The 24,296-nt window shown below is 71.7% G+C and carries 25 protein-coding genes; 15 read left to right on the forward strand and 10 right to left on the reverse strand.

Annotated features, from left to right (window positions below; translation table 11 throughout):
* Positions 1 to 3: 3 nt before the first annotated feature.
* The 6 genes from DFQ59_RS09090 to DFQ59_RS09115 all read left to right on the forward strand — a co-directional run bounded on the left by DFQ59_RS09090 (position 4) and on the right by DFQ59_RS09115 (position 3,919).
* Complete coding sequence (locus DFQ59_RS09090) at positions 4 to 930, forward strand: DMT family transporter (protein WP_114279379.1); 927 nt, start codon at positions 4 to 6, stop codon at positions 928 to 930.
* Positions 931 to 1,031: 101 nt separating this feature from the next.
* A complete protein-coding gene (locus tag DFQ59_RS09095; protein WP_114279380.1) occupies positions 1,032 to 1,379 on the forward strand; it encodes a TraR/DksA family transcriptional regulator in 348 nt (115 codons plus the stop codon).
* A gap of 165 nt (positions 1,380 to 1,544) precedes the next feature.
* Positions 1,545 to 2,027: a rubrerythrin family protein gene (locus DFQ59_RS09100; RefSeq protein ID WP_114279381.1), complete on the forward strand. Its 483-nt coding sequence runs from the start codon at positions 1,545 to 1,547 to the stop codon at positions 2,025 to 2,027.
* Between the two features lie 53 nt (positions 2,028 to 2,080).
* Complete coding sequence (locus DFQ59_RS09105) at positions 2,081 to 2,245, forward strand: rubredoxin (RefSeq protein ID WP_114279382.1); 165 nt, start codon at positions 2,081 to 2,083, stop codon at positions 2,243 to 2,245.
* Between the two features lie 55 nt (positions 2,246 to 2,300).
* Positions 2,301 to 3,449 (forward strand): NAD(P)/FAD-dependent oxidoreductase, encoded by a 1,149-nt coding sequence (locus tag DFQ59_RS09110; RefSeq protein ID WP_114279383.1) that lies wholly within the window; start codon positions 2,301 to 2,303, stop codon positions 3,447 to 3,449.
* 266 nt (positions 3,450 to 3,715) lie between these two features.
* A complete protein-coding gene (locus DFQ59_RS09115; RefSeq protein WP_114279384.1) occupies positions 3,716 to 3,919 on the forward strand; it encodes a cold-shock protein in 204 nt (67 codons plus the stop codon).
* Positions 3,920 to 4,000: 81 nt separating this feature from the next.
* Here DFQ59_RS09115 and DFQ59_RS09120 read toward each other — a convergent pair whose 3' ends face one another.
* Positions 4,001 to 4,771, reverse strand: a complete 771-nt coding sequence (locus DFQ59_RS09120) for a Mut7-C RNAse domain-containing protein (protein ID WP_114279385.1) — start codon at positions 4,769 to 4,771, stop codon at positions 4,001 to 4,003.
* 121 nt (positions 4,772 to 4,892) lie between these two features.
* On the opposite strand from DFQ59_RS09120, the gene ppnP reads away from it, so the two are divergent.
* Both ppnP and DFQ59_RS09130 read left to right on the forward strand, forming a co-directional pair.
* A complete protein-coding gene (ppnP, locus tag DFQ59_RS09125; RefSeq protein WP_114279386.1) occupies positions 4,893 to 5,174 on the forward strand; it encodes a pyrimidine/purine nucleoside phosphorylase in 282 nt (93 codons plus the stop codon).
* A 135-nt stretch (positions 5,175 to 5,309) separates the two neighbouring features.
* Positions 5,310 to 5,759, forward strand: coding sequence for a hemerythrin domain-containing protein (locus tag DFQ59_RS09130; RefSeq protein ID WP_147275209.1), 450 nt, complete (start codon positions 5,310 to 5,312; stop codon positions 5,757 to 5,759).
* 36 nt (positions 5,760 to 5,795) lie between these two features.
* Here DFQ59_RS09130 and cysK read toward each other — a convergent pair whose 3' ends face one another.
* A complete protein-coding gene (cysK, locus tag DFQ59_RS09135) occupies positions 5,796 to 6,716 on the reverse strand; it encodes a cysteine synthase A (protein ID WP_114279388.1) in 921 nt (306 codons plus the stop codon).
* A gap of 92 nt (positions 6,717 to 6,808) precedes the next feature.
* Complete coding sequence (locus DFQ59_RS09140) at positions 6,809 to 7,084, reverse strand: RNA recognition motif domain-containing protein (protein ID WP_114279389.1); 276 nt, start codon at positions 7,082 to 7,084, stop codon at positions 6,809 to 6,811.
* Positions 7,085 to 7,563: 479 nt separating this feature from the next.
* On the opposite strand from DFQ59_RS09140, the gene cspE reads away from it, so the two are divergent.
* Positions 7,564 to 7,767 (forward strand): transcription antiterminator/RNA stability regulator CspE, encoded by a 204-nt coding sequence (gene cspE / locus DFQ59_RS09145; protein WP_114279390.1) that lies wholly within the window; start codon positions 7,564 to 7,566, stop codon positions 7,765 to 7,767.
* 87 nt (positions 7,768 to 7,854) lie between these two features.
* Here cspE and DFQ59_RS09150 read toward each other — a convergent pair whose 3' ends face one another.
* Positions 7,855 to 8,343 (reverse strand): YchJ family protein, encoded by a 489-nt coding sequence (locus DFQ59_RS09150; RefSeq protein ID WP_114279391.1) that lies wholly within the window; start codon positions 8,341 to 8,343, stop codon positions 7,855 to 7,857.
* Between the two features lie 361 nt (positions 8,344 to 8,704).
* Positions 8,705 to 9,148, reverse strand: a complete 444-nt coding sequence (locus DFQ59_RS09155; protein WP_147275210.1) for a hemerythrin domain-containing protein — start codon at positions 9,146 to 9,148, stop codon at positions 8,705 to 8,707.
* 522 nt (positions 9,149 to 9,670) lie between these two features.
* Here DFQ59_RS09155 and DFQ59_RS09160 point away from each other — a divergent pair.
* From DFQ59_RS09160 to DFQ59_RS09175, 4 genes are all read left to right on the forward strand, one after another.
* Positions 9,671 to 10,657, forward strand: coding sequence for a TraB/GumN family protein (locus tag DFQ59_RS09160; protein ID WP_114279393.1), 987 nt, complete (start codon positions 9,671 to 9,673; stop codon positions 10,655 to 10,657).
* A gap of 2 nt (positions 10,658 to 10,659) precedes the next feature.
* Complete coding sequence (locus DFQ59_RS09165; RefSeq protein ID WP_114279394.1) at positions 10,660 to 11,415, forward strand: tRNA pseudouridine(65) synthase TruC; 756 nt, start codon at positions 10,660 to 10,662, stop codon at positions 11,413 to 11,415.
* A gap of 68 nt (positions 11,416 to 11,483) precedes the next feature.
* Positions 11,484 to 12,485, forward strand: a complete 1,002-nt coding sequence (locus DFQ59_RS09170) for a TraB/GumN family protein (protein WP_114279395.1) — start codon at positions 11,484 to 11,486, stop codon at positions 12,483 to 12,485.
* A gap of 187 nt (positions 12,486 to 12,672) precedes the next feature.
* Positions 12,673 to 13,632 carry a LysR substrate-binding domain-containing protein gene (locus tag DFQ59_RS09175; RefSeq protein WP_114279396.1) on the forward strand — a complete coding sequence of 320 codons (960 nt, stop codon included), beginning with the start codon at positions 12,673 to 12,675 and terminating at the stop codon, positions 13,630 to 13,632.
* A gap of 65 nt (positions 13,633 to 13,697) precedes the next feature.
* Here DFQ59_RS09175 and DFQ59_RS09180 read toward each other — a convergent pair whose 3' ends face one another.
* Positions 13,698 to 14,288 (reverse strand): DUF2242 domain-containing protein, encoded by a 591-nt coding sequence (locus DFQ59_RS09180; RefSeq protein ID WP_170142103.1) that lies wholly within the window; start codon positions 14,286 to 14,288, stop codon positions 13,698 to 13,700.
* A 168-nt stretch (positions 14,289 to 14,456) separates the two neighbouring features.
* On the opposite strand from DFQ59_RS09180, the gene DFQ59_RS09185 reads away from it, so the two are divergent.
* Both DFQ59_RS09185 and DFQ59_RS09190 read left to right on the forward strand, forming a co-directional pair.
* Positions 14,457 to 15,035: a TetR/AcrR family transcriptional regulator gene (locus tag DFQ59_RS09185; protein ID WP_170142104.1), complete on the forward strand. Its 579-nt coding sequence runs from the start codon at positions 14,457 to 14,459 to the stop codon at positions 15,033 to 15,035.
* Positions 15,036 to 15,083: 48 nt separating this feature from the next.
* Positions 15,084 to 15,614, forward strand: coding sequence for a peroxiredoxin-like family protein (locus DFQ59_RS09190; RefSeq protein WP_114279399.1), 531 nt, complete (start codon positions 15,084 to 15,086; stop codon positions 15,612 to 15,614).
* A 173-nt stretch (positions 15,615 to 15,787) separates the two neighbouring features.
* On the opposite strand, the gene DFQ59_RS09195 is transcribed toward DFQ59_RS09190, so the two are convergent.
* The 4 genes from DFQ59_RS09195 to uvrA all read right to left on the reverse strand — a co-directional run bounded on the left by DFQ59_RS09195 (position 15,788) and on the right by uvrA (position 24,264).
* Positions 15,788 to 17,056, reverse strand: a complete 1,269-nt coding sequence (locus DFQ59_RS09195; protein ID WP_114279400.1) for a HAMP domain-containing sensor histidine kinase — start codon at positions 17,054 to 17,056, stop codon at positions 15,788 to 15,790.
* The gene (locus DFQ59_RS09200) at positions 17,056 to 17,751 is read right to left on the reverse strand and encodes a winged helix-turn-helix domain-containing protein (protein WP_114279401.1); all 696 of its coding nucleotides are present in this window, start codon (positions 17,749 to 17,751) and stop codon (positions 17,056 to 17,058) included. Before DFQ59_RS09200 ends, DFQ59_RS09195 begins: the two co-directional genes overlap by 1 nt.
* An 83-nt stretch (positions 17,752 to 17,834) precedes the next feature.
* Positions 17,835 to 18,374, reverse strand: a complete 540-nt coding sequence (locus tag DFQ59_RS09205) for a Spy/CpxP family protein refolding chaperone (RefSeq protein WP_170142105.1) — start codon at positions 18,372 to 18,374, stop codon at positions 17,835 to 17,837.
* 304 nt (positions 18,375 to 18,678) lie between these two features.
* On the reverse strand, positions 18,679 to 24,264 hold the full coding sequence (gene uvrA, locus DFQ59_RS09210) for an excinuclease ABC subunit UvrA (protein WP_114279403.1): 5,586 nt from the start codon (positions 24,262 to 24,264) through the stop codon (positions 18,679 to 18,681).
* Positions 24,265 to 24,296: the final 32 nt, after the last annotated feature.

The raw sequence follows: 24,296 nt of genomic DNA on the forward strand, positions 1-24,296 counted from the left end.
TCCGTGACAGCCGACAGCACCACCACCTCCCGCTGGATCCGCCTCGCCCCCGTGGCCTTCGTGCTCCTGTGGAGCACGGGCTTCATCGCCGCCAAGGCGGGGGTGGCCCACGCGGGCCCCTTCACCCTGCTCTTCTACCGCTTCGTCCTGGCCGTGGCGCTGCTGCTGCCGCTGGCCCGCATGCTCGGGTCGCGGTGGCCGCAGCGGCCGGCCCTGGCGGGACACATCGCCGTGGCCGGCCTGCTCCTGCACGCCGGCTACCTGGGCGGGGTCTTCGCCGCCATCGCCGCGGGCATGCCCGCCGGGATGGTGGCGCTCATCGTCGGACTGCAGCCGCTGGTGACGGCCGCGGCCGCCGGGCCGCTGCTGGGGGAGCAGGTGCGCCCGCTGCAGTGGCTGGGGCTGGCGGCGGGTTTCGGCGGGGTGGCGCTGGTGGTGGCCGGCCGGCTGGCACCGGGGACGGCGGCGCAGACCCTCGCTGGCTTCGGCGGCGACGCCCTGCTCTTCGCCCTCCTGGCCCTGTTCGCCATCACCGGGGGAACGCTCTACCAGAAACGCTTCTGCGCCGGCATGGACCTGGTGAGCGGGGCGGTGATCCAGTACGCCGCCAGCGGCGCGGCTCTCGGCGTGCTGGCGGTGTGGCTGGAGTCGCTGCGCGCCGACTGGGGCCTGCCGCTGCTGCTGGCGCTGGCCTGGCTGATCCTGGTGCTCTCCATCGCCGCCATCGGACTCCTGCTGCTGCTCATCCGCCACGGCGCGGCCTCCCGGGTCGCCAGTCTCTTCTACCTGGTCCCGCCGGTGACCGCGCTCGAGGCGTGGTGGCTGTTCGACGAGCGCCTCGGTCCGCAGGCCCTGGCGGGCATGGCCGTCATCGCCGGCGCGGTGTTCATGGTGTTCCATCTGCCCGCCCGACAGCACCCCTCCGCCTGACCTCCCGACACCGGGGCCTCGACGTCACCCGGTCCCGGATGCCAGACTGGTCCCGTGATGACCGGGACAGCACCGTATCCACCCGACTCGGCAGCGAGACCATGAGCGAACTGGACATCGAACACTACCGCCGGCGGCTGCTGGCCGAACGCGAGCAACTGTCGGAAACCAAGGCCACCCAGCACGAGGAGGCGGCCACCGTCGAGCTCGACCAGAGCCGCACCGGGCGCCTGTCGCGCATGGACGCCCTCCTGGGCCAGGCCATGGCCCAGGAACAGGAGCGCCGCGCCGACCAGGAGCTGCGCCGCATCGCCACGGCCCTGGCCCGCTGCGACAGCGGTGACTACGGCTTCTGCGTCGACTGCGGGGAACCCATCGCACCGGCCCGCTTGGAGGCCGACCCCGCCGCGGAGCTCTGCATCCGCTGCGCGGAGGCGCGGGAGCACTGACTGCGCCGGGCCGGTGTTCCGCCGGCCCGGCTTTTTACACTTCTTACTATTGTCTTTACCTATCGATATAATCATAACAATCATTTAGACAGATTTTTCCCGCCCCCCTATTCTGTCCCCGTACCGCGCCACAGCGGCCCAGTGAAACCGACGGAGGACAGACCCATGGCCAGCAGCAACCCCCACGAACTGAAGACCATCCAGAACCTCGAGGCCGCCTTCGCCGGCGAGTCCATGGCCCACATCAAGTACCTCTACTTCGCCCGCATCTGCCGCGCCCGGGGCGACGAGGAGACGGCGCAGGCCTTCGAGGCCACCGCCGCCCAGGAAGTGCAGCACGCCCTCGGCCACATGGACCTGCTGTTCCCGAAGGAGACCCTGGACCCGGCGAAGTGCCTGGAGCTGGCCATCGAGGGCGAAACCCACGAGTACACCGAGATGTACCCCGCCTTCCGCCACACGGCCGTGCAGGAGCAGCAGGCCGACGCCGTGCGCGAGTTCGACGAGCAGATCGCCGAGTCCATCGAGCACGCGCAACAGTTCAGGGCGGTGCTGGAGAAGGCGGCCAAGCGTTTCGCCGCCCTGGCCAAGGTGGAGGAGCGCCACGCCAACCACTACCGCGCGGCGCTGGCCCGGGTCACCGGCTGAGCCCGGCCCCACAACCATTCAGAGACAACGATTCGGATACCAGGGAGACAACCATGAAAAGCTGGCAGTGCATCGTGTGCGGATTCATCTACAACGAGGCCGAGGGCATGCCCGAGGAAGGCATCAGCGCGGGCACCCGCTGGGAGGACATCCCGGAGGACTGGGCCTGTCCCGACTGCGGCGTGGCCAAGGCCGACTTCGAGATGGTCGAGATCTGAAACCAGACGGCGGCCCCGGCCGGGGCCGCCGCCATTCCTGACCGAGGAGCAGACCATGGAGCCGCTCGTCATCGTCGGCACCGGCCTTGCCGGTTACACCCTGGCCCGCGCGTTCCGCAAGCTCGACCGCACCACCCCCCTGGTGCTGGTCACGGCGGACGACGGACACTTCTATTCCAAGCCCATGCTCTCCAACGCCCTGGCGCGGGGCAAGGCGCCGGCGGAGCTGGTGACCACGCCCGGCGAGCTGATGGCCGCCGAGCTCGGCGCCACCCTCATGGCCCGCACGCCGGTGGAGGCCATCGACACCGCCGCCCGCCGGCTGCGCACGGCGCGGGGCGAGGTCGCCTACTCCCGGCTGGTGCTGGCGCTGGGCGCCCGGCCCATCCGCCCGCCCCTGGCCGGCGACGGCGCCGGGGAGGTGCTCGCGGTGAACAGCCTCGATGACTACGCCCGCTTCCACGCCGTGCTGCAGGGAGCCGCGCACGTGGCGATCATCGGCCCCGGCCTCATCGGCTGCGAGTTCGCCAACGACCTGCTCGCCAGCGGCCGCCGGGTGACCGTCATCGGCCCCGATCCCCGGCCGCTCGGCCGCCTGCTGCCGCCGGCGGCGGGCGAGGCCCTGCAGACGGCCCTGGGCTCGGCGGGCGTGGAGTGGCGCCTCGGCACCGTGGCCGAACGGGTCGAGCGCGAAGACGCCGGCTACCGGGTGAGCCTGGCCGACGGCGGCACGATCACCGCCGACCGCGTGCTCTCCGCCGTGGGCCTGCAGCCGGAGACGGGCCTGGCGCGGGCCGCCGGCCTGGCCGTGGAGCGGGGCATCCGGGTGGACGCCGCGCTGCGGACCAGCGATCCCCATGTCCATGCCCTGGGGGACTGCGCCGAGGTGGACGGACAGGTACTGCCCTACGTGCTGCCGCTGATGGAGCAGGCGAAGGTGCTCGCGGCGGTGCTCAACGGGGGACCGCAGCGCCTCGCCTACCCGGTGATGCCGGTGGTGGTGAAGACGCCCGCCCATCCGGTGGTGGTGGTGCCGCCGGCACCGGGTGTCGCCGGAACCTGGTCGGTGGAGGCCGGGCCCGACGGCGTGCGGGCGGAGTTCCGCGGCGATGGCGTGCTGGCCGGCTTCGCCCTCACCGGCGCCGCCACCGCCGCGCGGCAGGCCCTGGTGAAGGAGCTGGCGGCGGCCACCGCCCCGGCATAGGCGCCCGGGGCGCGCCGCCCCGTCCCCGACGTCCGCCCGCGCTTGCCGGCGGAAACGGGAAACCGCGGCGCGCCCGCCCGGGACCGCATCAAAACCGACACAAATAAAAACTGGCACTTCCGGAAAAGTCGCGTATAGTTTGAGTTACCTGCAGATTGTGCAGTGGTAGCTTTGGTTGGTCCCATCTGCGACACCTCCCGAACAAATCCATTTCATGGCCTGCAAGCACACCCGGTACAAATTATTGATTCAGAGGTAGAACAGACATGGCAACAGGTTCCGTGAAGTGGTTCAACGAGTCCAAGGGCTTCGGCTTCATTTCCCAGGATGACGGCGGCGACGACGTGTTCGTGCACTTCAGCGCCATTCAGGGCAGCGGCTTCAAGACCCTGACCGAAGGCCAGCGCGTCACTTTCGACGTGACCCAGGGCCCGAAGGGCGCGCAGGCGAGCAACGTCGTTCCCCAGTAATTACGGAACCGACACGCCGCTGCAAAAAAGAACCCCGCCTCCGGCGGGGTTTTTTTTCGCCCGGCCCGGCCGCCCGCCGCCTCACTCCCCCTTCACCGGCGCCTCCAGCCAGCGGCTGAGGCTGGCGCACATGTCGTCGTAGTGGGCTCCCTCCCAGTAGACCTTCCCGCAGTCGTTGCACTGGTAGAAAACGTCGAAGGTCCGGGCGGTGCCCGGGTGCAGGTGGTGGAGGATCGTGTCCTTCTCCACGCCCCGCACCTCCCCGTTGCAGACGGTGCAGCGGGCGAAGGGGTCCACCAGGCGGTGGAGATCGAAACGCTCCAGCACCTCCTCGACCTGCCGGGCGGCACGGGTGGAACGCAGCCAGTAGCCGTGGGTGACCGCCCCGTGCTTGAGCAGGCCGATGTCGCGGGTGAGGATGATGCGGTGCTCGCGGGCGGCGATTTCGACAATCTCGTGATCGCCGAAATCGTTGCGGTAGAGGGTGTCGAAACCGAGCATGCGCAGACGCCGGGCGAGCTTGCCGAGGTGCACGTCGAGGATGAAGCGCGGGACCCGCAGGGGCCGGGGCCGCAGCCTGAGCAGCGGGCTGATGTCCAGCGCCTCGAACATCGGGTAGACCGCGACCCGGTCGCCATCCCGCAGGCGATGGCCGAACGCCACCGACGCCCCGTTCACCAGGATCAGGTCCACCTCGCCATGAGGCACGCCCTCCGCCTCGATGACGTCCTTCACCGTGGGCGAGAGGAACAGGGGCCGCCGGTAGGAGCGCTTGCGCTTGTGGGCCGGCAGAAAGTCGTTGAGCTCCTCGTAGAAGCGCAGCGTGACGCTCGGCGTGTCGGGATCGTCCATGCCCCACTTATAGGCGAATCAGTGGGATGGGACAATGACGGGGCCGGCAACCGGCAATGATGCGTCCCGGCGCGCACGGGAGTACGATGCGCCTCTTTCAACCCGCAGAGGAACGTGTCACGTGTTCAAGGTCAACGAGTATTTCGACGGCAAGGTCAAGTCCATCGCGTTCCAGGCCGACGCCGGCCCGGCCACCATCGGGGTGCTGGCCGCGGGCGAATATGAGTTCGGCACCGCGGAGCGGGAAGTCATGCGCATCGTCAGCGGCCGGGTGTCGGTGCTGCTGCCGGGCGGGAGCGAGTGGGTCGACGTGGGCGCGGGGGAGAGCTTCACCGTCCCCGGTGAGAGCCGCTTCGGCATCCGGGTGGCGGTGGACTCCGCCTACCTGTGCCTGTACGGGTGATGCCCGCCGGGGCGCGACGCGCGGTGGATCGACATTCACGCATTCACGCGTGACGGGTGCGGCCGGCGGATCGGATGCTGCAGTCCGCCGCCCCCCGGGCTACCATCGGCCGGACACCGGAAACCGGGAGTGACCATGAAACGCCATCCGAGCCTGCAGCGACTCTCCCGCGACCACCACCACGCGCTGGTGCTCGCCAAGCGGTTGCTGGAGCTGCCCGCTGACGCCGACGCGGAGACGCTGGAGGCGGCGGGCGCGCACGTCCTGGAGCGCTGGCGCGCCGAGGTGGGGCCCCATTTCGCCGCCGAGGAGGAGTGCCTGCTGCCCGTGTTCGGGCGCCACGCCGGCGCCCGCCATCCCGAAATCATCGAGACCCTGTGCCAGCACGTGGAGCTGCGCGGGCTGGCCGATGCCGTCGCCGCGGCCCGGGCCGCTGGAACCGCGCCGGCGCTGGAGACCCTGCGCGCCCTGGGCGAGGGACTGCGCGCCCACGTGCGCTACGAGGAGGGGGTTCTGTTCCCGGCGGTGGAGGCGGCGCTGGACGCGCCCGCCCTGGCGCGACTCGTCGCGCTGCTGGGAGAGTGACCCGGCCACGCGCCCGGCGGCGGACGCCCGGGGCGCTCAGTCCGGCTGTGTCCAGAGGTCGGTGCTGAGGTAGCGCTCGCCGCTGTCGGGCAGGACAGCCAGCAGCACCTTGCCGCGCCATGCCTCCCGCCGCGCCAGTTTGAGCATCCCGGCCACGGCCGCGCCCGAGGAGATCCCGACCAGGATGCCCTCCTCCCGCGCCAGCCGGCGCGCCGTGCCGTAGGCCTCGTCGGTGGTGACGGGCACGATCTCGTCGTAGATGGAGGTATCCAGGGTTTCCGGGATGAAGCCCGGCGCGGTGCCCATGATCTTGTGCTTGCGGGCGATGCCCTGGGAGAGGATGGGCGAGTCGGCGGGCTCGGTGGCGATGACCCGCAGGGCGGGATTGCGCTCCTTGAGGAAGCGGCCGAGACCGGAGATGGTGCCGCCGGTCCCGGTGGTGCAGACCAGCCCGTGCAGGTCGGCGCCGAAATCGGTCCAGATCTCCTCCGCCGTGCTCCGGTGGGCGGCCGGATTGGCGGGATTGAAGTGCTGGCCCACGAAGAACCAGCCCCGTTCCCGCTCCAGCCGCCGCGCCTCCTCCAGCGCCCCCTTGGTGCCCAGGGGGGCCGGGGTCAGGATCAGCTCCGCGCCGAAGGCGCGCATCAGCGCCTTGCGCTCCTCGCTCATGTCGGCGGCCATCACCAGCACCGCCCGGTACCCCTTCACCGCCGCCACCATCGCCAGGCCGATGCCGGTATTGCCCGAGGTGGGCTCCACCAGCGTGTCGCCGGGACGGATGAGCCCGCGCCGCTCGGCCTCCTCGATCATGTTGAGCGCCGGGCGATCCTTCACCGAACCGCCGGGGTTGAAGCTCTCGAGCTTCACCCACAGTTCGGCGGCCAGGAGATCGGTGAACTTGTTGAGGCGGACCACCGGCGTGCCGCCGATGGTCTGGAGGATGTTGTCGTACTTCATCTGCCGCCAGGAGACTCCGTGTCAGGGCCCGGGAGGCGATGATAGCGCAATTGCAGCGACCGTCGAGGCATGTTGCGTGGGCGGGAGCGGGATCAGCGGCGTCCGCGGCCACCGCCCCGGCGCTTGCCCTTCACCTGCTCTTCACCGACGCGGATGTTGCGCCCCTTGAGCAGGAAGCCGTTCAGGGCAGCCATGGCCGCGCGGGCCTCGTGACCCTCCATGTCCACCAGCCCGAAACCGCGGCACTTGCGGGTGAACACGTCGATGGGCAGCTTGATACCGCGCACCGTACCGTAGCGGGAGAAGATCTCCTGCAGGTCGTTTTCCGTGGTTTCCGGTGCGAGGTTGCCCACGAACAGGGTCTTCATCTTTGTACCTCCTGGAGGTCAGGGAAGGGAGCACCGGGCACGCTGGGTTGCGGCGGCGCAACCATGCCGGTGTTCGGGATCATCGCTACGGGGTATGACCTCGGGGAGGGCACGCCGCGACGGCTCTTGAGAACGCCCCCATGCGGCGCAGCCGGGCACGGGGTGTCGGACCGGGCGCCACGGGGGCGCCGCGAAAACAAGTTGCATCAGACTACCACAGCGGTTGTCGCGGTGCCTAACCGCTACGGCGCGACGGCTGCGCGAAAAATCATGCCTGCCGCCGCTGCCCGGCCGGAGGTTGCTGATTTCGGGATGAAAATTTTACTGGCGTCGGAATCGTGAATCCCGTATATTCAACCTCACGCAGCAGACTTGCAGTCTTGGTTGTCCTGGTAGCACCCTTCCGGTCCCCCCTGTACATCCCTTTTCTCAACCTGCCTGCGCCACAATCCTGATTCAATGTTACATAGGTAAATGAAATGGCAACTGGTACCGTGAAGTGGTTCAATGATTCCAAGGGCTTCGGCTTTCTTACCCAGGACGACGGCGGCGCCGACGTGTTCGTGCATTTCAGCGCGATCCAGGGTAACGGCTTCCGCAGTCTGGCCGAAGGCCAGCGGGTGACCTTCGACGTCCAGCAGGGCGCGAAGGGCCTGCAGGCGAGCAACGTGAACGCCGCGTAACCCGCGCTTCACCTGCAGAACCAGGGAGACCCCGCCACCGGCGGGGTCTCTTTTTTTATGCCCGGGATTTTCCCGCCCGGCCGAGGCTCAGGCGCCGCAGCACTTCTTGTACTTTTTCCCGCTGCCGCAGGGGCAGGGATCGTTGCGGCCCACCTTCGGCGCATCCCGGCGCACCGTCTCCGGCGCCACCAGGCGTCCGTCCACGTAGAACCAGCGGCCTTCATGGCGCCGGAACAGCCCCACCTCCTGGTGGACCCGGCGCGCATCATGCTCGCGGTAGGCGGCCCGGAACTCCACCCGCCCCTCCGTGTCGCCTTCGCCGCCTCCCTCCACCTTCACCACCTCCAGGCCCAGCCACTCCGAATCCGCCGCCCAGCGGCGGGTGGCCTCCAGATCGTGATCGTGACGATGGTCCGGATGCAGGCTCTCGTGCAGGTAGTCGATGGCGCCGGTGGCGTAGGCGCTGTAGCGGGAGCGCATCAGCGCCTCGGCCGTGGGCGCGGGCCGCTCGCCGGCGATGATCGGCCCGCAGCAGGCCTCGAAGGGCTCGCCGGAACCGCAGGGACAGCTGGACATGGTCGGAACTCCCGATGGCAATCGATCAGGCCGCCGAACTTACCCCCGCGCCGCGCACCTGTCCAGCCATGGGGGAACCGCGGAGTGAAGGCATGGCGGCGGACTGCCCCCATCAGGCCGGCACGGGTTCCTTGCGGGCGCGGGAACGGGGCGCATACGCGGCGAGCCGGCAACCGGTTCCGGCCGGGCGCCCGGACATGAAGCCGGCCCACTGGACAGGAAGAGAGGGAAAACCGCGCCAAGCCACGGCGGATGCAGGCAAAAAAAACCGGGCGACCCGAAAGTCGGCCCGGCACCGCGGATCGCATAGCGCGAACAAACCTGCCTGGCGCTCCCCGCGGCCTGCCGCGGGGACGCCGTGTCAGTAGCCGGCCGCCATTCCGGGGGAGTGCGCCGCCTGTGCGGCGACGGGGTAGAGATCCCGGTCGGCGTTCTTCATGCGGTCCAGCAGCAGGCGGAACATGGACTCCGTATCGCGCACGAAGGCCGCCGTGTCCTGCCGGGCCGCGTGCTGCTGGCACCACTTGGCCGCGTAGTCGCCGAACAGGCGCTTGATCTCCCGCTCGCCACTGAGGAAGCGGCTGGCGGTCGCCTTCACCCGGGCGTCCTCGTGCACCAGCATCCGGCTGTAGATGTTCATCTCCTCCAGGGTGAACTGGTGCTCCACCTCGCTGGCGAGGCGCTTGAGCAGTTCGAAATAGGTTCGTGTGCCGATCAGCGACTCCTCCCGGCTCAGCGTCGAGAGAACCCGGATCAGTTCGCAGATCCGCTCCTGGCCGTGGTGCAGTTCATCAACCGCGTTCATGTGGCTGTCCTCCATCCGGATGGGGTGTCTCCCCACTCTCAGTCTCGTGCCGGGCCGGCGGCCCGTTCAATTCCACAATAGGCATGAGCTTTTTCCCTTGTCAAAAGATGACGTGGTGCAGCGCATGAATTAGAAATGACTGATTTTTCGATATTTTCGTGCCCTGCACGGGAAACGGGCACGGTCCGCGCACTGCCTCCGGGGAGGGCGAGGCAGTACCTGGTGTACTGCTTCACTCCTGGAGGTACTTTCAGAGTCGCCCCGAAAGCGTCAGGACAAGGCGCAGCGCGCAGGCAATGGTTGTTCCCTTGTCCAGCGCTGCAACGCGGTCATGGCGCTTTCGGGGGGCTCCCTGCGGGCGCGCCGCCGGCCGGCCATCTGCGGCGTTGCGCTCGCTTGAATGGGGGCCTGCCCTTCCTGCGCAAGCGCGCCTTGCATCTGACCGGCCGGCGACTCGCTGAATGTGCCTCCAGGAGTGAAGCAGTACACTATGCGCCGCAAGCCACAGGGAGCCTTACCGCAATGAAGCGAATCTTCCGAGCCGCACGACTGTTGATACTCCTCCTGCTCGCCATCCAGCCCGCCCAGGCGGTGGCGGCCGCCTGGGTCTGCGAGGACGGCCGCGGCAGCAGCCGGGTCCAGGCCTACCCCTGCGACGACTTCCGCGAGGAGTCCGTCGACGCGCCGGCCGCCGACCGGGAGCAGCGGCACTTCCTCTGGGCGGTGCGCGCGGAGGGGGCCACGGTCTGGCTGGTCGGGTCCATCCACTACGGCTCGGCGGCCATGTACCCCCTCCCGGCCGCCATGCGCCGCGCCTTCGCCGCCGCCACGACCCTGGCGGTGGAAGCGGACATCACCAACGCGGACATCGGCGGGTTGCGGGAGCTGCTGGATACGCGCGGCCGCTACCCGCCCGGCGAGCGGCTGCAGGATCACCTCTCCCCCGCCACCCGGGAGCGCCTCGACGCGGCGGTGGACAAGGTCGGCGTCTACCGCGGGCTCATCGAACGGCAGCGGCCGTGGCTGGCCGCCATGGTGCTGGAAACGGCCGCGGCCCGGCGGGAGGGGTTCCGGGAAGAGGCGGGGGTGGACCGCTACTTCCTCAACCGGCGCGGCTCCCGGGAGCTGGTGCAGCTGGAGTCGCTGCGCTGGCAGGTGGAGATGCTGGCGGGACTGCCGGAGCCGGCCCAGCTGCGGCTGCTGGAGCAGGCGCTGGACAGCGTGGAGCAGGCCGAAACCCTCTACCCGGAGCTGGTGCGGGCGTGGCGCGGCGGCGACAGCGCCGCCATCGAGCGCCTCAGCCTGGGTTCGCTGCGGCGGGACGAGGGCGGCGAGACCCTCTACGCGGCGCTGTTCGCCCAGCGCAACGCGGCCATGGCCGATGGGGTGGTGGCGCTGCTGGAGCAACCCGGAGAGGCCTTCATGGTGGTGGGCGCGGCCCACCTGGTGGGCGCGGACGGGGTGGTGGAGCGCCTGCGCCGGCGCGGCTACGTGGTGGAGCAGCACTGACGGTGGCGGGCGGCGACACCCTCCCCATCGTCTACCGCGACGAGCACCTGGTGGCGGTGGAGAAGCCCGCCGGGCTGCTGGTCCACCGCAGCGAGATCGATCGCCGCGAAACCCGTTTCGCCCTGCAGCTGGTCCGCGATCAGCTCGGCCGGCGGGTCTGGCCCGTGCACCGCCTGGACCGCCCCACCTCCGGCCTCCTGCTGCTGGCGCTGGACGTGGAGACGGCCCGCCGGCTCACCGCCGCCTTCACCGCCCGCGCGGTGGAGAAGCGCTACCTGGCCGTGGTCCGCGGCCACCCGGACGGGGGCGGACGCATCGACTATCCCCTGGCCGAGGTGCTCGACCGCTTCGGCGATCGGCTGGTCAGCCCGGATCGGCCGCCCCAGCCGGCGGTCACCGACTACCGCCGGCTGGCCGCCGTGGAGCTGCCCGAGCCGGTGGGTCGCTACGCCACCGCCCGCTACGCCCTGCTGGAGCTCACCCCGCTGACCGGCCGCAAGCACCAGCTGCGGCGTCACCTGAAGCACATTTTCCACCCCATCATCGGCGACACCACCTACGGCGACGGACGCCACAACCGGTTCTTCCGCGCCCGCCTCGGCTGCGCCCGCCTGCTGCTCGCGGCCACCCGGCTGGCATTCGACCACCCCCACACCGGCATGCGCATGGATCTGGCCGCCGGACCCGGGGCCGATTTCCGCGCCGTGACCGACGCCCTGGGCTGGAGCGCGGAGGTGGCGGCGGCCTGCGGGACGTGACCGGCGTCCTTGCCCCGTCCCGCCGGCCGCCGTAAGGTCGAACCCTGGCCCGCAACCGGAGCGCCGCCATGCTTCGCCTGCTCACCCGACTGTTCGTGCTGGTGACCCTCGCCTGGGCGGTCGCCCCCGTGCAGGCCGAGATCTACCGCTGCCTCGACACCGGGGGACGCCCCCTGTTCCAGGATCGTCCCTGCGCCGGCGCGCCCCCCGCAGCGCCCGCGCCGGCGGCGGCCGCCGCGCCCACGGCGGACAGCCGCCAGCCGCGGCATTTCCTGTGGCGGGTGGAGGGCGACGGCGGCCAGGCCTGGCTGCTGGGCTCCCTGCACTACGGCCACCCCGATCTCTACCCCCTGCCCCCGGTCATGGAGGAGGCGTTCGACACCTCCGGCGCGCTGGTGGTCGAGGCCAACGTGCGCGATGCCGATCCGGCCGAGATGCTGACCCTGCTCAGCGAGCAGGGGGTCTACAACGACGGCTCCACCCTGCGCGACCACCTCGCCCCGGAGACCTGGACCCGCCTGGAGGCGGTCATCGGCGAGCTCGGCCTGCCGCCGGAGATCATCCTCCACCAGCGGCCCTGGCTGGCGTCCCTGACCGTGACCGCCCTGGCGCTGAAACGCTCCGGCCTGGACGAGAGCCTGGGCATCGACCGCCACTTCCTCGATCGCGCCGGCAGCACCAAGCCGATACTCGAGCTGGAGTCGGTGCGCGGGCAGATCCGGCTGCTGCAGGCGCTCACCGAAGCCGACCAGGAGCGGATGCTGGAGCAGACCCTAGCCGACCTCGACGCGGTGCAGCCCTACTTCACCGCCCTGGCCGATGCCTGGACCCGCGGCGACGCGGAGGCCCTGCGGCTGCTGACCCTGGAGCAGATGGCGCGCGAGCCCGGCGGGAAGGCGCTGCAGGAACGCCTGTTCACGGAACGCAACGCCGCCATGGCCGGCCGGGTGGCCGAGCTCCTGCGCCGGGGCGGCAGCTATTTCGTGGTGGTGGGCGCCGGACACCTGGTGGGCAGCGACGGGATCGTGGCGCGGCTGCAGCGGCAGGGCTACCGCGTCCGCCAGCACTGAGGCGGACGACGACAGCCGCAGCGGCGGGGGCGGAACCGGCCCGCCCCTTCGCCAGGCCCGGATATGCCCATGAAGTCGCGTTTCTTCCAGCTGGCCGTGGGCCGGCGCTTCGAGCTCGATGGCGAGAACTGGACATAGGGAAAATCGACGGTTATACATTTGATAATCGTCACCACCTATTCCCGCCATGAATCTGCGTGATCTCCGCTATTTCGTGGCCATTGCCGAAACGCTCCACTTCGGCAAGGCGGCCGAGCGCTGCTTCGTGAGCCAGCCGACCCTCTCCGGCCAGCTCCGCAAGCTGGAGGAGTCGCTCGGCGTCACGCTGTTCGAGCGCACCAGCAAGTCGGTGACCATCACCCCCATCGGCACCTCTCTCCTCGCCCACGCCCGCCGCACCCTGGAGGAGGCCGACGCCCTCACGGAGGCCGCGCGTACCCACCGCGATCCCCTCGCCGATCCCCTGCGCCTCGGGGCCCTGCCCACCATCAGTCCCTACCTGATGCCCCTCATCCTGAGGCCCCTGCGCGAACGCCACCCGCAACTGCGACTGGTGCTCTCCGAGGAGCTGACCCAACAGCTCCTGGAGCGGCTGGACAAGCACGAGCTCGATGCCGCCCTCATCGCCACGCCCGTGGACGACCCGGACCTGGTGGCGCGCCCCCTGTTCGACGAGCCCTTCTGGCTCGCCCACCCCAGCAACCATCCTCTCTACACGAAGGAGAGCATCACCCGGGCGGACCTGGAGTCGCTGGACGTGCTGATGCTGGCCGGCGGCCACTGCCTGGCCGACCAGGTGCGGGAGGTGTGCCGGCTCGCGGAGCGCAAGTCCGAAGGCGCCATGGCCGACCTGCGCGCGGCCAGCCTGGAGACGCTGCTGCAGCTGGTGGGAGCCGGGTTCGGCTGCACCCTGGTGCCGGCCCTGGCGATGCGCGGCACCTGGATGACCGACGCCGGGGTGGTGGTGCGGAAGCTGGACCTGCCCGACGCCTACCGGCGCGTATCGCTGGTCTGGCGCCGCACCTTCCCGCGGGCGGCGGCGCTGGAGGTGGTCATGGAGGCCATACTCGCCAACCTGCCCAACACGGTCCGGCCGCTGGATCGCGAGGGGAACCCCGTCGCCGTCACCCGCCGGCCGCGCCGGTAGCCTGCCGGACTCGAGCGATCGTGGCGAGCCGGGCGCAGTAGATCGGCCTCGGATCCGGCAGGTTCCTAGTACAGGTCCAGCGGCGGGTCCGCGAAGGGTGCCGGGGCGGGCGCCGGAGCGCCATCGCCCTGCCGCAGGCTGTCGCGCAGGTGGAGCACGATCTGGTTCCCCACGGCGTCGAAGAAGCGGCGGTAGAAGGCCCGGTCCTGCACGGTCTCCGACTTCACCTTCACCGGGCTGCGGGTGGAACCGATGGGAATGCCCAGCGAACCGACGCTCGGGATGCCCAGGTTCGAGGTCTGGCGCTGGGTCTGCAGCTCGTTCACCGTCTGCTGGGCGCTGGCATAGACCGTCGCGCTGCCGTCGGGGTTGGCGATGCAGCTGGCGCGCAGCTCCAGCACCACATTGTTCTCGTCGTCGGGCTGGTACTCCTTGATCGCCCGCACCTCCTCGCCGTGATCGGGCTCGCGCAGGGTGTAGCCGGCGCCGAGCAGCGCCCGCCGCACCGACTCGCAGGCGAGCTCCTCGCCCGCCTCGTAGCGCTTGCTGAAGTAGGAGTCGAGATCGAACCGCTCGCCGCGGTAGACGCTCGGCGCACCGCCGCAGGCGCCCAGCAGCAGCGCGGCGGCCAGGAGGACTGGTACAAGTGAAGGCACGGCCATGGCTCGACAATGACCCGGAGCTGCAAGGAGGGGAATACTATAGTGCCGCCGTTCCGGCCCCGCCAGCCCTTTTCAAGCGGGCCGGACTCCGCGTCCGGCCGGCGCGCCCTTGACTATTCGGAACGTGCGTTCTAGTTTGATCGGGAACCAGGGAGCAGAATGATGCCGAGACCCCGCAGCTACGACGAAACCACCCTGCTGGACACCGCGATGCAGATGTTCTGGTCCCGCGGCTTCGAGCAGACCTCCATCAGCGAGCTGGTGGCCGAGACGGGCGTGAACCGCGCCAGCCTCTATGCCGCCTATCCCGACAAGCGCGCGCTGTTCCTGGCCTCGGTGCAGCACTACCTGGAGCAGGTGAGCCGGGAGAACGTGGAACGGCTCCGCAGCGTGCAGCCCGCGGCGGAGGCCGTGCGCGGGTTTTTCCTCGATCTGGCCGGCGCTCCGCCGCGGCGCGCCGGCAAGGGCTGCCTGCTCACCAACTCCGCGGTGGAGTTCGGCAACGGCGACCCGGAAATCTCCAGGCTCGTGCGCCGCGCCTTCACGCGGATGGAACGGGTCCTGGCCGAGCGGCTCACGGAGGCCCGGCAGGACGGACAGCTGGCCGCCGGCGTGGAGCCCGCCGCCTATGCCCGCCAGCTGGTGGTGCTGATCCAGGGGCTCCGGGTCATGGCCCGCGTCGGCGCCGGGCGACAACTGCTCATGGACGCCGTGGAGAGCGCCCTGCAGCCGCTGCGGTAATTTTTTTGTCTTATAACAGAACGTACATTCCACAATGGAGGATTACCCATGAGCAAGCTGATGCCCCGCCAGCCGGTCCCGGAACTGGCTGTCGACACCCTGTCCGGAACGCGCTGGGAGCTCGCCGGCTCGCAGCCCGCCAGCTTCACCCTGGTGGTCTTCTACCGCGGCCTCCACTGCCCCATCTGCAAGGGCTACATCGGCGAGCTGGACCGGCTGGTTGACGATTTCCGCGAGCGCGGCGTGACGGTCATCGCCGTCAGCAGCGACACGGCCGGGCGCGCGCGCCGGACCCGGGAGGAGTGGGGGCTGGAGAAGCTGGAGATCGGCTACGGCCTCGGGCTGGACCAGGCCCGCGAGTGGGGCCTGTACGTCTCCGGCAGCCGCGGGAAGACCTCGCTCGGCATCGAGGAGCCGGAACGGTTCAGCGAGCCCGGGGTGTTCCTGGTGCGGCCCGACGGCACGCTCTACTGGGCCGCGGTGCAGACCATGCCCTTCGCCCGCCCCCACTTCCGCGAAATGCTCGCCGCCCTGGATTTCGTGAAGAAGAACGACTACCCCGCCCGCGGCGAGGCGTAATCCCCGGCCGGTTTTTTTCCTTTCAACCGCCACGGAGACACGGAGGCCACAGAGGCGGGGCTTTCTGTCGGGAACCGCACCCGGCTCATCGCTCCGGGCGGCGCGGTCCGCAATCATAATCTCCCGCCTTGCTCCGCGCCTCCGTGGTGAATCCGGACCGACCGCGGGCTTGCTCACTCCGGCTCGGCGGCGAGGGTCGCGCGGAAGCAGGTGCCGCCGCCTTGGCGGGGGAGGCAGGTCACGTCGCCGCCATGGCGGCGGGCGATCTGGCGCACCAGGGCCAGGCCGAGCCCCGCGCCGCCGCCCTGCCCCTCGCGCCGCCCGGCTGGCCGGTAGAAGGGCTCGAAGATGCGCTCCCGCTCCGTCTCGGGCACGCCGGGGCCGCGATCGCAGATCCGCAGGTCGGCACCGCCCGCCTCCACCCGGGCCAGGAACGCCTCCACCGGCGTGCCGCCGCCGTGGCGGCGGGCATTCTCCAGCAGGTTGCGGACCAGCCGCCGCAGCAGCCGCCCGTCGCCCGTGACGGTGACCGGCTCGCCCTCCAGGCCCGCGTCCACCCGGGCGCACTCCTCCGCCAGCAGCCCCAGCAGGTCCACCGCCTCGTCGTGCCGCTGCCGGTCGGGCGCATCGAGCCGGCTGGCCAGGAGGATCTCGTCGATAAGGGTGTCGAGCTCGGCGATATCGCCCGCCACCCGCGCCCGCAGGGCGGCCGGATCGCCGCCGCCCGGCAGCTCCAGCGCCATGCGGATGCGCGCCAGGGGCGAGCGCAACTCGTGGGAGGCGTTGGCCAGCAGGCCCTTGTGGGCGCCCACCAGCCGCTCGATGCGCTCCGCGGCGCGGTTGAAGCTGCGCGCCAGCGCGGCCACCTCGTCGCGCCCCTCCACCTTCACCCGCGCGCCGAGATCGCCGGCGCCGAGCGCGTCCACCCGCCGCTGCAGCCGCTCCAGCCGCCGGGTGATGCGGCGGACCACGGGATAGGCCGCCACCGCCACCGCCAGGGCCAGCAGGGCCAGCATCAGCAGCGCGCCGAAGGCCCGCCCCTGCGTCCCGCGCAGGTAGTGCACCATCAGCCAGCGCCCGTCGGGCAGGGCCACCGCCCAGGTGGGGCCGGTGCCGCGGTTGCGGACCCAGCCGGGCGCGCTGCGCCCCGGCGCCGGGGGCGGCAGCGCCGCGCCCACCACGGCGAGGCGTACGCCATCGGCGCCGTAGAGGGTCAGCTCCGCCGGGAACCGCGCCCCCAGCCGTTCCAGGGCCGCCTGCTGGTCGGCGGCGGATGCCGCCGGGGGCGGCAGCAGCTCGGCCGCCACCGCGCCCACACCGTCCAGCACCCGGCGGTCCTGCACCGTGTCGGCCACCAGCAGCCAGGCGCTGCCCGCCAGCAGGCTGAACAGCAGCAGGCTGCCCACCACGGTGAGGTAGACGTGCAGATAGAGCCGGCGCATCACTCCCCGTCCTGCGCCCGGGCGAAGACGTAGCCGGCGCCGCGCACGGTGATGATGCGGCGCGGATGCTTCGGGTCGTCCTCGATGGCGGCGCGGATGCGGGAGACGTGCACGTCGATGCTGCGGTCGAACGCCTCCAGGGCCTCGCCCTTCACCAGTTCCATCAGCGCCTCGCGGCTCAGCACCCGCCCGGCATTGCGGGCCAGCGCCAGGAGCAGCTCGAACTGGTAGCCGGTGAGCGGGCGCGGCTCGCCGTCCAGGCGCGCCTCGCGGGCGCCGGGGTCGATCTCCAGGCGTCCGAAGCGCAGCAGCGGGTCGCCGCGGCCGCCGGGCGCGCGCCGGCGCAGCACCGCCCGCAGCCGGGCCAGCAGCTCCCGCGGCTCGAAGGGCTTGGGCAGGTAGTCGTCGGCGCCCAGTTCCAGCCCCACCACCCGGTCCATGGCGTCACCGCGGGCGGTGAGCATGAGGATGGGCATGTCCGACCCGGCGCGCACCCGCCGGCACACCTCGAACCCGTCCAGGTCCGGCAGCATCACGTCGAGAATGAGGGCGGCGAAGGGTTCGCGCCGGAGCAGGTCGAGGCCGGGCAGGGCCTCGGGACGGTGGGTGACCCGGAAGCCGGCGGCGCCGAGGTACTCGGCCACCATTCCGGCCAGCCGCTCGTCGTCCTCGATCATCAGGATCCGTTCGCCCATTCCCGCTCCCACGCCAGACGCCGGGCGGCCGTCAGGGCGGCCGCCCGGCTCTCCATCACTGTCTTCAGACTACCCGCGGCGGCTCAGCCGCGGAAGCGCCGGATGCGTTCGGCCAGCGCCGCGCGCTGCTCCGGGGTCAACACATCGGCCACGTCGGCCAGGGCCCGGGTCAGGCGCGTCGAGGCCTGCTCCGCCAGTTCCAGCTCCTCGGCCCGCAGCGCCTCCACGGCGCCGCGATCCACGGCGGGCGCGGTCAGCAGCTCCAGCCAGGCGGCACGGTTGGCCTCGTGGCGTTCGCGCAGGGGCCGCAGGTCGTCGATGGCGGCCCGTACGACCGCCTTCACCTGCGCCTTCTGGGTCTCGTCGGCATCGATCCGGCTCAGCACCCACTCGGCCCCGAACTCGGCCCGCTCGTGCACCCGGGTGGGATCCTGCATGCCCTGGCGGGCATGTGTCCAGGGGCCGTGGCCGCACCAGCCGGGGCCGGCGTGGCTCAGGGTGCCGACCGCGGTGCCGCCCAGCAGGGCGCCCACCACGCCGGCGATGATGGGGCCGCGCCAGCGGCGGGGCCGGCGGGTCGGTGCGTCGCGGCTGTTGCCGCCGTTGGAAGTCTCGTTGGTCATGGCTCGCTCCAGTGCTCTGCTCGGAAACACGGCTCGATCAATCCGCTCGGTGGTGTGGGTCGGGAGCCTGTCGGACCCGGGCTGCACCATCGCGCCGGAGGGAGAGTGAAGCCCGCCGCGATCACCCGGGTCCGACAGGCTCCCGGCGGCACTTGACCTGGATAGGGAGTGGCACCGCGTCGCCCACGGTGCCCAGACTAGCGGCGGGCCGTTTCCGCCGTTTGTGCGGAAGGTAAAGTTATGTAAAGGGGGCAGATGCCAGTGATCAGTTGCCAGTTGATGGAAACGGCTTACTGGAGACGGGTCACTTTCTGTGCATGAACTCCGCCAGGGCGCGGGCGGTGTGGGAGCGGCGCCGGGCCACGGTCTCGGGGGTGCCGCGGGCCACGATGCGGCCGCCCCCGTCGCCGCCCTCGGGGCCGAGGTCCAGGATCCAGTCGGCCTCGGCGATGACGTCGAGGTTGTGCTCGATCACCACCACCGAGTGGCCGGCGTCCACCAGCCGGTGCAGCACCCGGATGAGGCGCTCCACGTCGGCCATGTGCAGCCCGATGGTGGGCTCGTCGAGAAGGTAGAGGGTGTGGGGCGGCGCGGCGCCCCGGGTGCGGCGGCCGCCGGACGCCGCCGGCGCGGGCCGGGCGCGGGCCAGCTCGGTGACCAGCTTGATGCGCTGGGCCTCGCCGCCGGAGAGGGTCGGGCTCGGCTGGCCCAGGCTCAGGTAGCCGAGCCCCACGTCCTGCAGCAGGGTCAGGGCGTGGTGGACGGCGGGGTGGGCGGCGAAGAACTCCACCGCCTCGTCCACGCTCATGGCCAGCACCTCGCCGATGCTGCGCCCCTTGTAGCGCACGTCCAGGGTCTCCGGGTTGAAGCGCGCGCCGGCGCAGGCCTCGCAGGGCACCTTCACGTCAGGCAGGAAGCTCATCTCCACGGTCTGCACGCCCTGGCCCTCGCAGGCGGGGCAGCGGCCGCCGGCCACGTTGAAGGAGAAGCGCGAGGGGCCGTAGCCGCGCAGGCGCGCCTCGGGCAGCCCGGCGAAGAGCCGGCGGATGGGGTCCCAGAAGCCCACGTAGGTGGCCGGGCAGGAGCGCGGCGTCTTGCCGATGGGGGTCTGGTCCACCTCCAGCACCCGCCCCAGGCTCTCCCAGCCCTCCAGGGCGGCGCAGCCGTGCAGCGCGCCGTCCCTGCGCCCGCGCCGGCCCCGGCGCGCCAGCAGCCCCTGCAGGCTCGGCTGCAGCACCTCGCGCACCAGGGTGCTCTTGCCGCTGCCGGAGACCCCGGTGACGCACACCAGCCGCTCCAGCGGCAGGGACAGGTCGATGCCGCGCAGGTTGTGCAGGCGGGCGCCGCGCAGAATGAGCGCGGGACCGGAGTCGCGGCCCGCCGGTCGGCGCGGCAGCAGCGGGTGGGCGAGCGGCCGGGCCAGGAAGCGCCCGGTCAGCGACTCGGGGCTCGCCATCAGCTCCGCCACGCTGCCCTGGGCCACCACCCGGCCGCCGCGCACGCCGGCGCCGGGGCCGAGATCGATGACATGTTCGGCCCGGCGGATGGTCTCCTCGTCGTGCTCCACCACCACCACGGTGTTGCCCTTGCCCTCCAGCCGGCCGAGGGTGTCGAGCAGCATGCGGTTGTCCCGCGGGTGCAGGCCGATGGTGGGCTCGTCGAGGATGTAGCAGACCCCGCGCAGGTTGGAGCCGAGCTGGGCGGCAAGGCGGATGCGCTGCGCCTCGCCCCCGGACAGGGTGGGCGCGGCGCGGTCCAGGGACAGGTAGCCCAGCCCCACCTCGCGCAGGAAGCCGAGCCGGGCCCCGATCTCCGCCAGCAGGTCGCGGGCGATGGCCGCCTCGCGCCCCTGCAGCCGCAGCTTCCCCAGCGCCCGCTCCGCCTCGCTCGCCGGGAGGGCGGAGTACCCGGCGATGGACTGGCCGCGGAAACGCACCGCCAGCGCCTCGGGGCGCAGCCGCCCGCCCCGGCAGGCGGGGCAGGCGTGCGCCTCGCCCGCGAACGCCTCGGTCCAGGCCGCCTCCTCGCCGCTCTGGTCGGCGTCGAAGCCCGGCAGCTCTACCCCGGTGCCGTAGCAGTGGCCGCACCAGCCGTGGCGGGAGTTGTAGGAGAACAGCCGCGGATCCAGCTCCGGGAAGCTGCGGCCGCAGCCGGGACAGGCGCGGCGGGTGGAGATGAGCACCTCCTCGGCGCGGGCCGCCGTGAGCGCCCGCTTCGCGCCGCGGGGACCGACGCGCACCCGCACCAGCCCCTTGCCGTGCTCCAGGGCCTGCTCCAGCAGCGCGCGCAGCGCCGCCCCGGCGCCGGGCGCCACCGTCAGCTCGCCCAGCGGCAGGTCGATGTCGTGCTCCCGGTAGCGGTCCAGCCGCGGCCACGGCGCGGTGGGAACCAGCTCGCCGTCCACCCGCAGGTGGCCGTGGCCGCGCCCGACGGCCCACTTGGCGAGATCGGTGTAGTAGCCCTTGCGGGCGCTCACCAGCGGCGCCAGCAGCGCCACGGTCCGGCCGCGCCACTGGCGCTGGATGCGGGCCAGGATCGCCTCGGGCGCCTGGGGCTCGATGGGCAGGTCGCAGTCGGGGCAGTACTGGGTGCCCAGCTTCACGAACAGCAGGCGCAGGAAGTGGTGCACCTCGGTCAGCGTGGAGACGGTGCTCTTGCGCCCGCCGCGGCTGGTGCGCTGCTCGATGGCCACGGTGGGCGGGATGCCGGTGATGGCGTCCACGTCGGGCCGCCCCGCCGGCTGCACGAACTGGCGGGCGTAGGCGTTCAACGACTCCAGGTAGCGGCGCTGGCCCTCGTTGAAGAGGATGTCGAAGGCCACCGTGCTCTTGCCCGAGCCGGAGATGCCGGTGATGACGGTGAAGCGCCCGCGGGGGATGTCGAGATCCACCCCGCGCAGGTTGTGCTCGCGGGCGTTGACGATGCGGATGCTCGGCTCCGCCTCCCTGGCGGGCGGCGCCGGGGCCGCCGGCTCGGCCAGGGCAGTCGCCGCCGCGGCGCCCCGCGCCAGCGCGGCCTCGTAGTCGCGCAGAGCCGCCCCGGTATGGCTGCCGGGGTGGGCCGCCACCTGGGCCGGGGTGCCGGTGCAGACCAGCGCGCCGCCGCCCTCGCCCCCCTCCGGGCCGAGGTCGATGATCCAGTCCGCGGCGCGGATGACATCCAGGTTGTGCTCGATCACCAGCAGCGAGTGGCCCTCCGCGAGCAGGCGGCGGAAGGCGCCCAGCAGCCGGGCGATGTCGTCGAAGTGCAGCCCGGTGGTGGGCTCATCGAACAGGAACAGGGTGGTGCCGGCGGACTTGCCCGCCCTGGCCAGGTGCCCCGCCAGCTTCAGCCGCTGGGCCTCGCCCCCGGACAGGGTGGGTACCGGCTGGCCCAGGCGCAGGTAGCCAAGCCCCACCGCCGCCAGCGGCTCCAGGGCGGCGAGCACCGCCGGCACCGCCGCGAAGGCCGCCACCGCCTCGGTGACGGTGAGCTCCAGCACCCCGGCGATGGACAGGGCGCGATCGCTGCCCGGCGGCCGCAGGCGCACCTCCAGCACCTCGTCGCGGAAGCGGCGGCCGTTGCAGTCGGGGCAGCGCAGGTAGACGTCGGAGAGGAACTGCATCTCCACGTGCTCGAAGCCGTTGCCGCCACAGGCGGGACAGCGCCCGGTGCCGGAGTTGAAGCTGAAGGTGCCGGCGGTGTAGCCGCGCTCGCGCGCCTCCGGCACGGCGGCGAAAAGCTTGCGGATGGCGTCCAGCGCGCCCACGTAGCTGGCCGGGTTGGAGCGGGTGGTCTTGCCGATGGGCGACTGGTCCACCAGCACGACCCCGTCCACCCCCTCGTGGCCGCGCAGTCCGCGGTGGCGGCCCGGGACTTCCTTCGGGTGGCCCTTGAGCTTGGTCAGCGCCTGGTAGAGCACGTCCTGCACCAGGGTCGACTTGCCCGAGCCGGAGACGCCGGTGACGCACACCAGCCGGCCGAGGGGGATCGACACGTCGATGCCGCGCAGGTTGTGCTCGGCGGCCCCGAGCACCTCCAGGCGAGGCGTCTCCGGCCCCGGCGGCCGGGCCGCGCCCGGCGTCGAGACGCTGCGGCGGCCGGCCAGGTAGTCGGCGGTGAGCGAGCCGCGGGCCGCGGGCAGCCCGGCGGCGGGACCGTAGTAGACCGCCTCGCCGCCGCGCTCGCCGGGGCCGGGGCCGAGGTCGAGGATGCGGTCGGCGGCCAGCATCACCTGGGGATCGTGCTCCACCACCAGCAGGGTGTTGCCGGCGTCGCGCAGGCGCCGCATCACCTCCACCACCCGGTGCACGTCCCGGGGATGCAGGCCGATGGAGGGCTCGTCGAGGACGAACAGGGTGTTCACCAGGGAGGTGCCGAGCGCGGTGGTGAGGTTGATGCGCTGCACCTCGCCGCCGGAGAGGGTGCGCGACTGGCGGTCCAGGGTCAGGTAGCCGAGCCCCACCTCTGCCAGGTAGCGCAGCCGGGCGCGGATCTCGCCCAGCAGCTGCTCGGCGGCCTGGTCCAGCGGCGCCGGCAGCCGCAGCCCCTCGAACAGGGCCAGGCAACGCTCCAGGGGCAGCCCCATCACGTCGTGGAGGTTGAGCCCCGGCAGCCGCTCCAGCGTCGCCGCCGGCAGCGGCAGGCCGGCCGGGCGGAAGCGCCGGCCGGGGTCGAGCACCGCGTCGGCCTCGGCGCGGCTGCCCAGCCGCCAGAGCAGGGCGTCGGGCTTGAGCCGCGCGCCGTGGCAGGCGGGGCAGGTGTCGTAGCTGCGGTACTTGGACAGCAGCACGCGGATGTGCATCCGGTAGCTCTTGGTCTCGAGCCAGTCGAAGAAGCGCCGCACCCCGTACCAGACGCCGTCGTCCCAGTCCCCCTCGCCCTCCAGCACCCACTGCCGCTGGGCCTCCTCCAGCGCCCGCCAGGGCACGTCCAGGGGGACGCCGCACCGGCGCGCGAAGCGCTCCAGGTCCGCCTGGCACTCGTAGTAGCTGTCGGTCTGCCAGGGCTTCACCGCCCCCCCGGCCAGGCTCTTCTCCCCGTCCGGCACCACCAGGGCGTAGTCGATGCCCATGGTGCGGCCGAAGCCGCGGCAGGTCTCGCAGGCGCCCACCGGCGAGTTGAAGGAGAAGTGGCTGGGGAGGGGATCGTGGTAGTGGCGGTCGCAGTCGGGGCAGTGGAGATCGGTGGAGAAGCGCCGGACGCCGTCCCCCTCCGCCCCGATGGACTCCACCGCCAGGCGGCCGTGGCCGTGGGCGAAGGCCTGCTCCAGGGCCTCGACGATGCGGTCCCGGCGCCCCGGCTCCAGCCGCACCCGGTCCTGCACCACCGTGAGCCGGCTGCCCTCGCAGCGCTGGATGCGGGTGTAGCCCTGGGCCGCCAGCAGCCGCTCCACCTCCTCCGTGGTGAAGTTCTCCGGCACGGTGAGGGGGAAGGTGACCGCCACCGCCGGGCCGCGGCCCCCGGCGTCCGCCTCCGCCCCCTCCATGAGCTGGCGGTAGACGCTGTCGGGATCGTCGCGCACCACCGGGCGCCCGCAGCCGCCGCAGTAGAGCCGCGCCGCCCGGGCGAAGAGCAGCTTCAGGTGATCGTTGAGCTCGGTCATGGTGCCCACGGTGGAGCGGGAGGTGCGCACCGGGTTGGTCTGGTCGATGGCGATGGCCGGGGGAATGCCGTCGATGCGGTCCACGCCGGGCTTGTCCATGCGGTCGAGGAACTGCCGCGCGTAGGGGGAGAAGGTCTCCACGTAGCGGCGCTGGCCCTCGGCGTAGACGGTGTCGAAGGCGAGCGAGGACTTGCCCGATCCGCTCGGCCCGGTCACCACGATGAACTCGTTGAGGGGCAGCTCGAGGGTCAGGTCCTTGAGGTTGTTCTGCCGGGCGCCCACCACCCGGATGCAGTCATCGGCCATGGCTGTTCACAGGGAGGATGGGTGTCGGCGGC

The sequence above is a fragment of the Thioalbus denitrificans genome (assembly GCF_003337735.1).
Taxonomy (GTDB): Bacteria; Pseudomonadota; Gammaproteobacteria; order DSM-26407; family DSM-26407; genus Thioalbus; species Thioalbus denitrificans.

What these genes read in the sequence shown, in the direction of transcription:
- DFQ59_RS09105 (WP_114279382.1), top strand. Translation starts at nt 2,081, where the DNA reads ATGAAAAGCTGGCAGTGCATCGTGTGCGGATTCATCTACAACGAGGCC.
- uvrA (WP_114279403.1), bottom strand. Translation starts at nt 24,264, where the DNA reads ATGGCCGATGACTGCATCCGGGTGGTGGGCGCCCGGCAGAACAACCTC.
- DFQ59_RS09175 (WP_114279396.1), top strand. Translation starts at nt 12,673, where the DNA reads ATGAATCTGCGTGATCTCCGCTATTTCGTGGCCATTGCCGAAACGCTC.
- DFQ59_RS09205 (WP_170142105.1), bottom strand. Translation starts at nt 18,374, where the DNA reads ATGACCAACGAGACTTCCAACGGCGGCAACAGCCGCGACGCACCGACC.
- DFQ59_RS09095 (WP_114279380.1), top strand. Translation starts at nt 1,032, where the DNA reads ATGAGCGAACTGGACATCGAACACTACCGCCGGCGGCTGCTGGCCGAA.
- DFQ59_RS09190 (WP_114279399.1), top strand. Translation starts at nt 15,084, where the DNA reads ATGAGCAAGCTGATGCCCCGCCAGCCGGTCCCGGAACTGGCTGTCGAC.
- DFQ59_RS09130 (WP_147275209.1), top strand. Translation starts at nt 5,310, where the DNA reads ATGAAACGCCATCCGAGCCTGCAGCGACTCTCCCGCGACCACCACCAC.
- DFQ59_RS09115 (WP_114279384.1), top strand. Translation starts at nt 3,716, where the DNA reads ATGGCAACAGGTTCCGTGAAGTGGTTCAACGAGTCCAAGGGCTTCGGC.
- DFQ59_RS09195 (WP_114279400.1), bottom strand. Translation starts at nt 17,056, where the DNA reads ATGCGCCGGCTCTATCTGCACGTCTACCTCACCGTGGTGGGCAGCCTG.
- DFQ59_RS09160 (WP_114279393.1), top strand. Translation starts at nt 9,671, where the DNA reads ATGAAGCGAATCTTCCGAGCCGCACGACTGTTGATACTCCTCCTGCTC.
- DFQ59_RS09185 (WP_170142104.1), top strand. Translation starts at nt 14,457, where the DNA reads ATGCCGAGACCCCGCAGCTACGACGAAACCACCCTGCTGGACACCGCG.
- cysK (WP_114279388.1), bottom strand. Translation starts at nt 6,716, where the DNA reads ATGAAGTACGACAACATCCTCCAGACCATCGGCGGCACGCCGGTGGTC.
- DFQ59_RS09150 (WP_114279391.1), bottom strand. Translation starts at nt 8,343, where the DNA reads ATGTCCAGCTGTCCCTGCGGTTCCGGCGAGCCCTTCGAGGCCTGCTGC.
- DFQ59_RS09100 (WP_114279381.1), top strand. Translation starts at nt 1,545, where the DNA reads ATGGCCAGCAGCAACCCCCACGAACTGAAGACCATCCAGAACCTCGAG.
- DFQ59_RS09110 (WP_114279383.1), top strand. Translation starts at nt 2,301, where the DNA reads ATGGAGCCGCTCGTCATCGTCGGCACCGGCCTTGCCGGTTACACCCTG.
- DFQ59_RS09140 (WP_114279389.1), bottom strand. Translation starts at nt 7,084, where the DNA reads ATGAAGACCCTGTTCGTGGGCAACCTCGCACCGGAAACCACGGAAAAC.
- DFQ59_RS09200 (WP_114279401.1), bottom strand. Translation starts at nt 17,751, where the DNA reads ATGGGCGAACGGATCCTGATGATCGAGGACGACGAGCGGCTGGCCGGA.
- DFQ59_RS09170 (WP_114279395.1), top strand. Translation starts at nt 11,484, where the DNA reads ATGCTTCGCCTGCTCACCCGACTGTTCGTGCTGGTGACCCTCGCCTGG.
- DFQ59_RS09155 (WP_147275210.1), bottom strand. Translation starts at nt 9,148, where the DNA reads ATGAACGCGGTTGATGAACTGCACCACGGCCAGGAGCGGATCTGCGAA.
- DFQ59_RS09120 (WP_114279385.1), bottom strand. Translation starts at nt 4,771, where the DNA reads ATGGACGATCCCGACACGCCGAGCGTCACGCTGCGCTTCTACGAGGAG.
- cspE (WP_114279390.1), top strand. Translation starts at nt 7,564, where the DNA reads ATGGCAACTGGTACCGTGAAGTGGTTCAATGATTCCAAGGGCTTCGGC.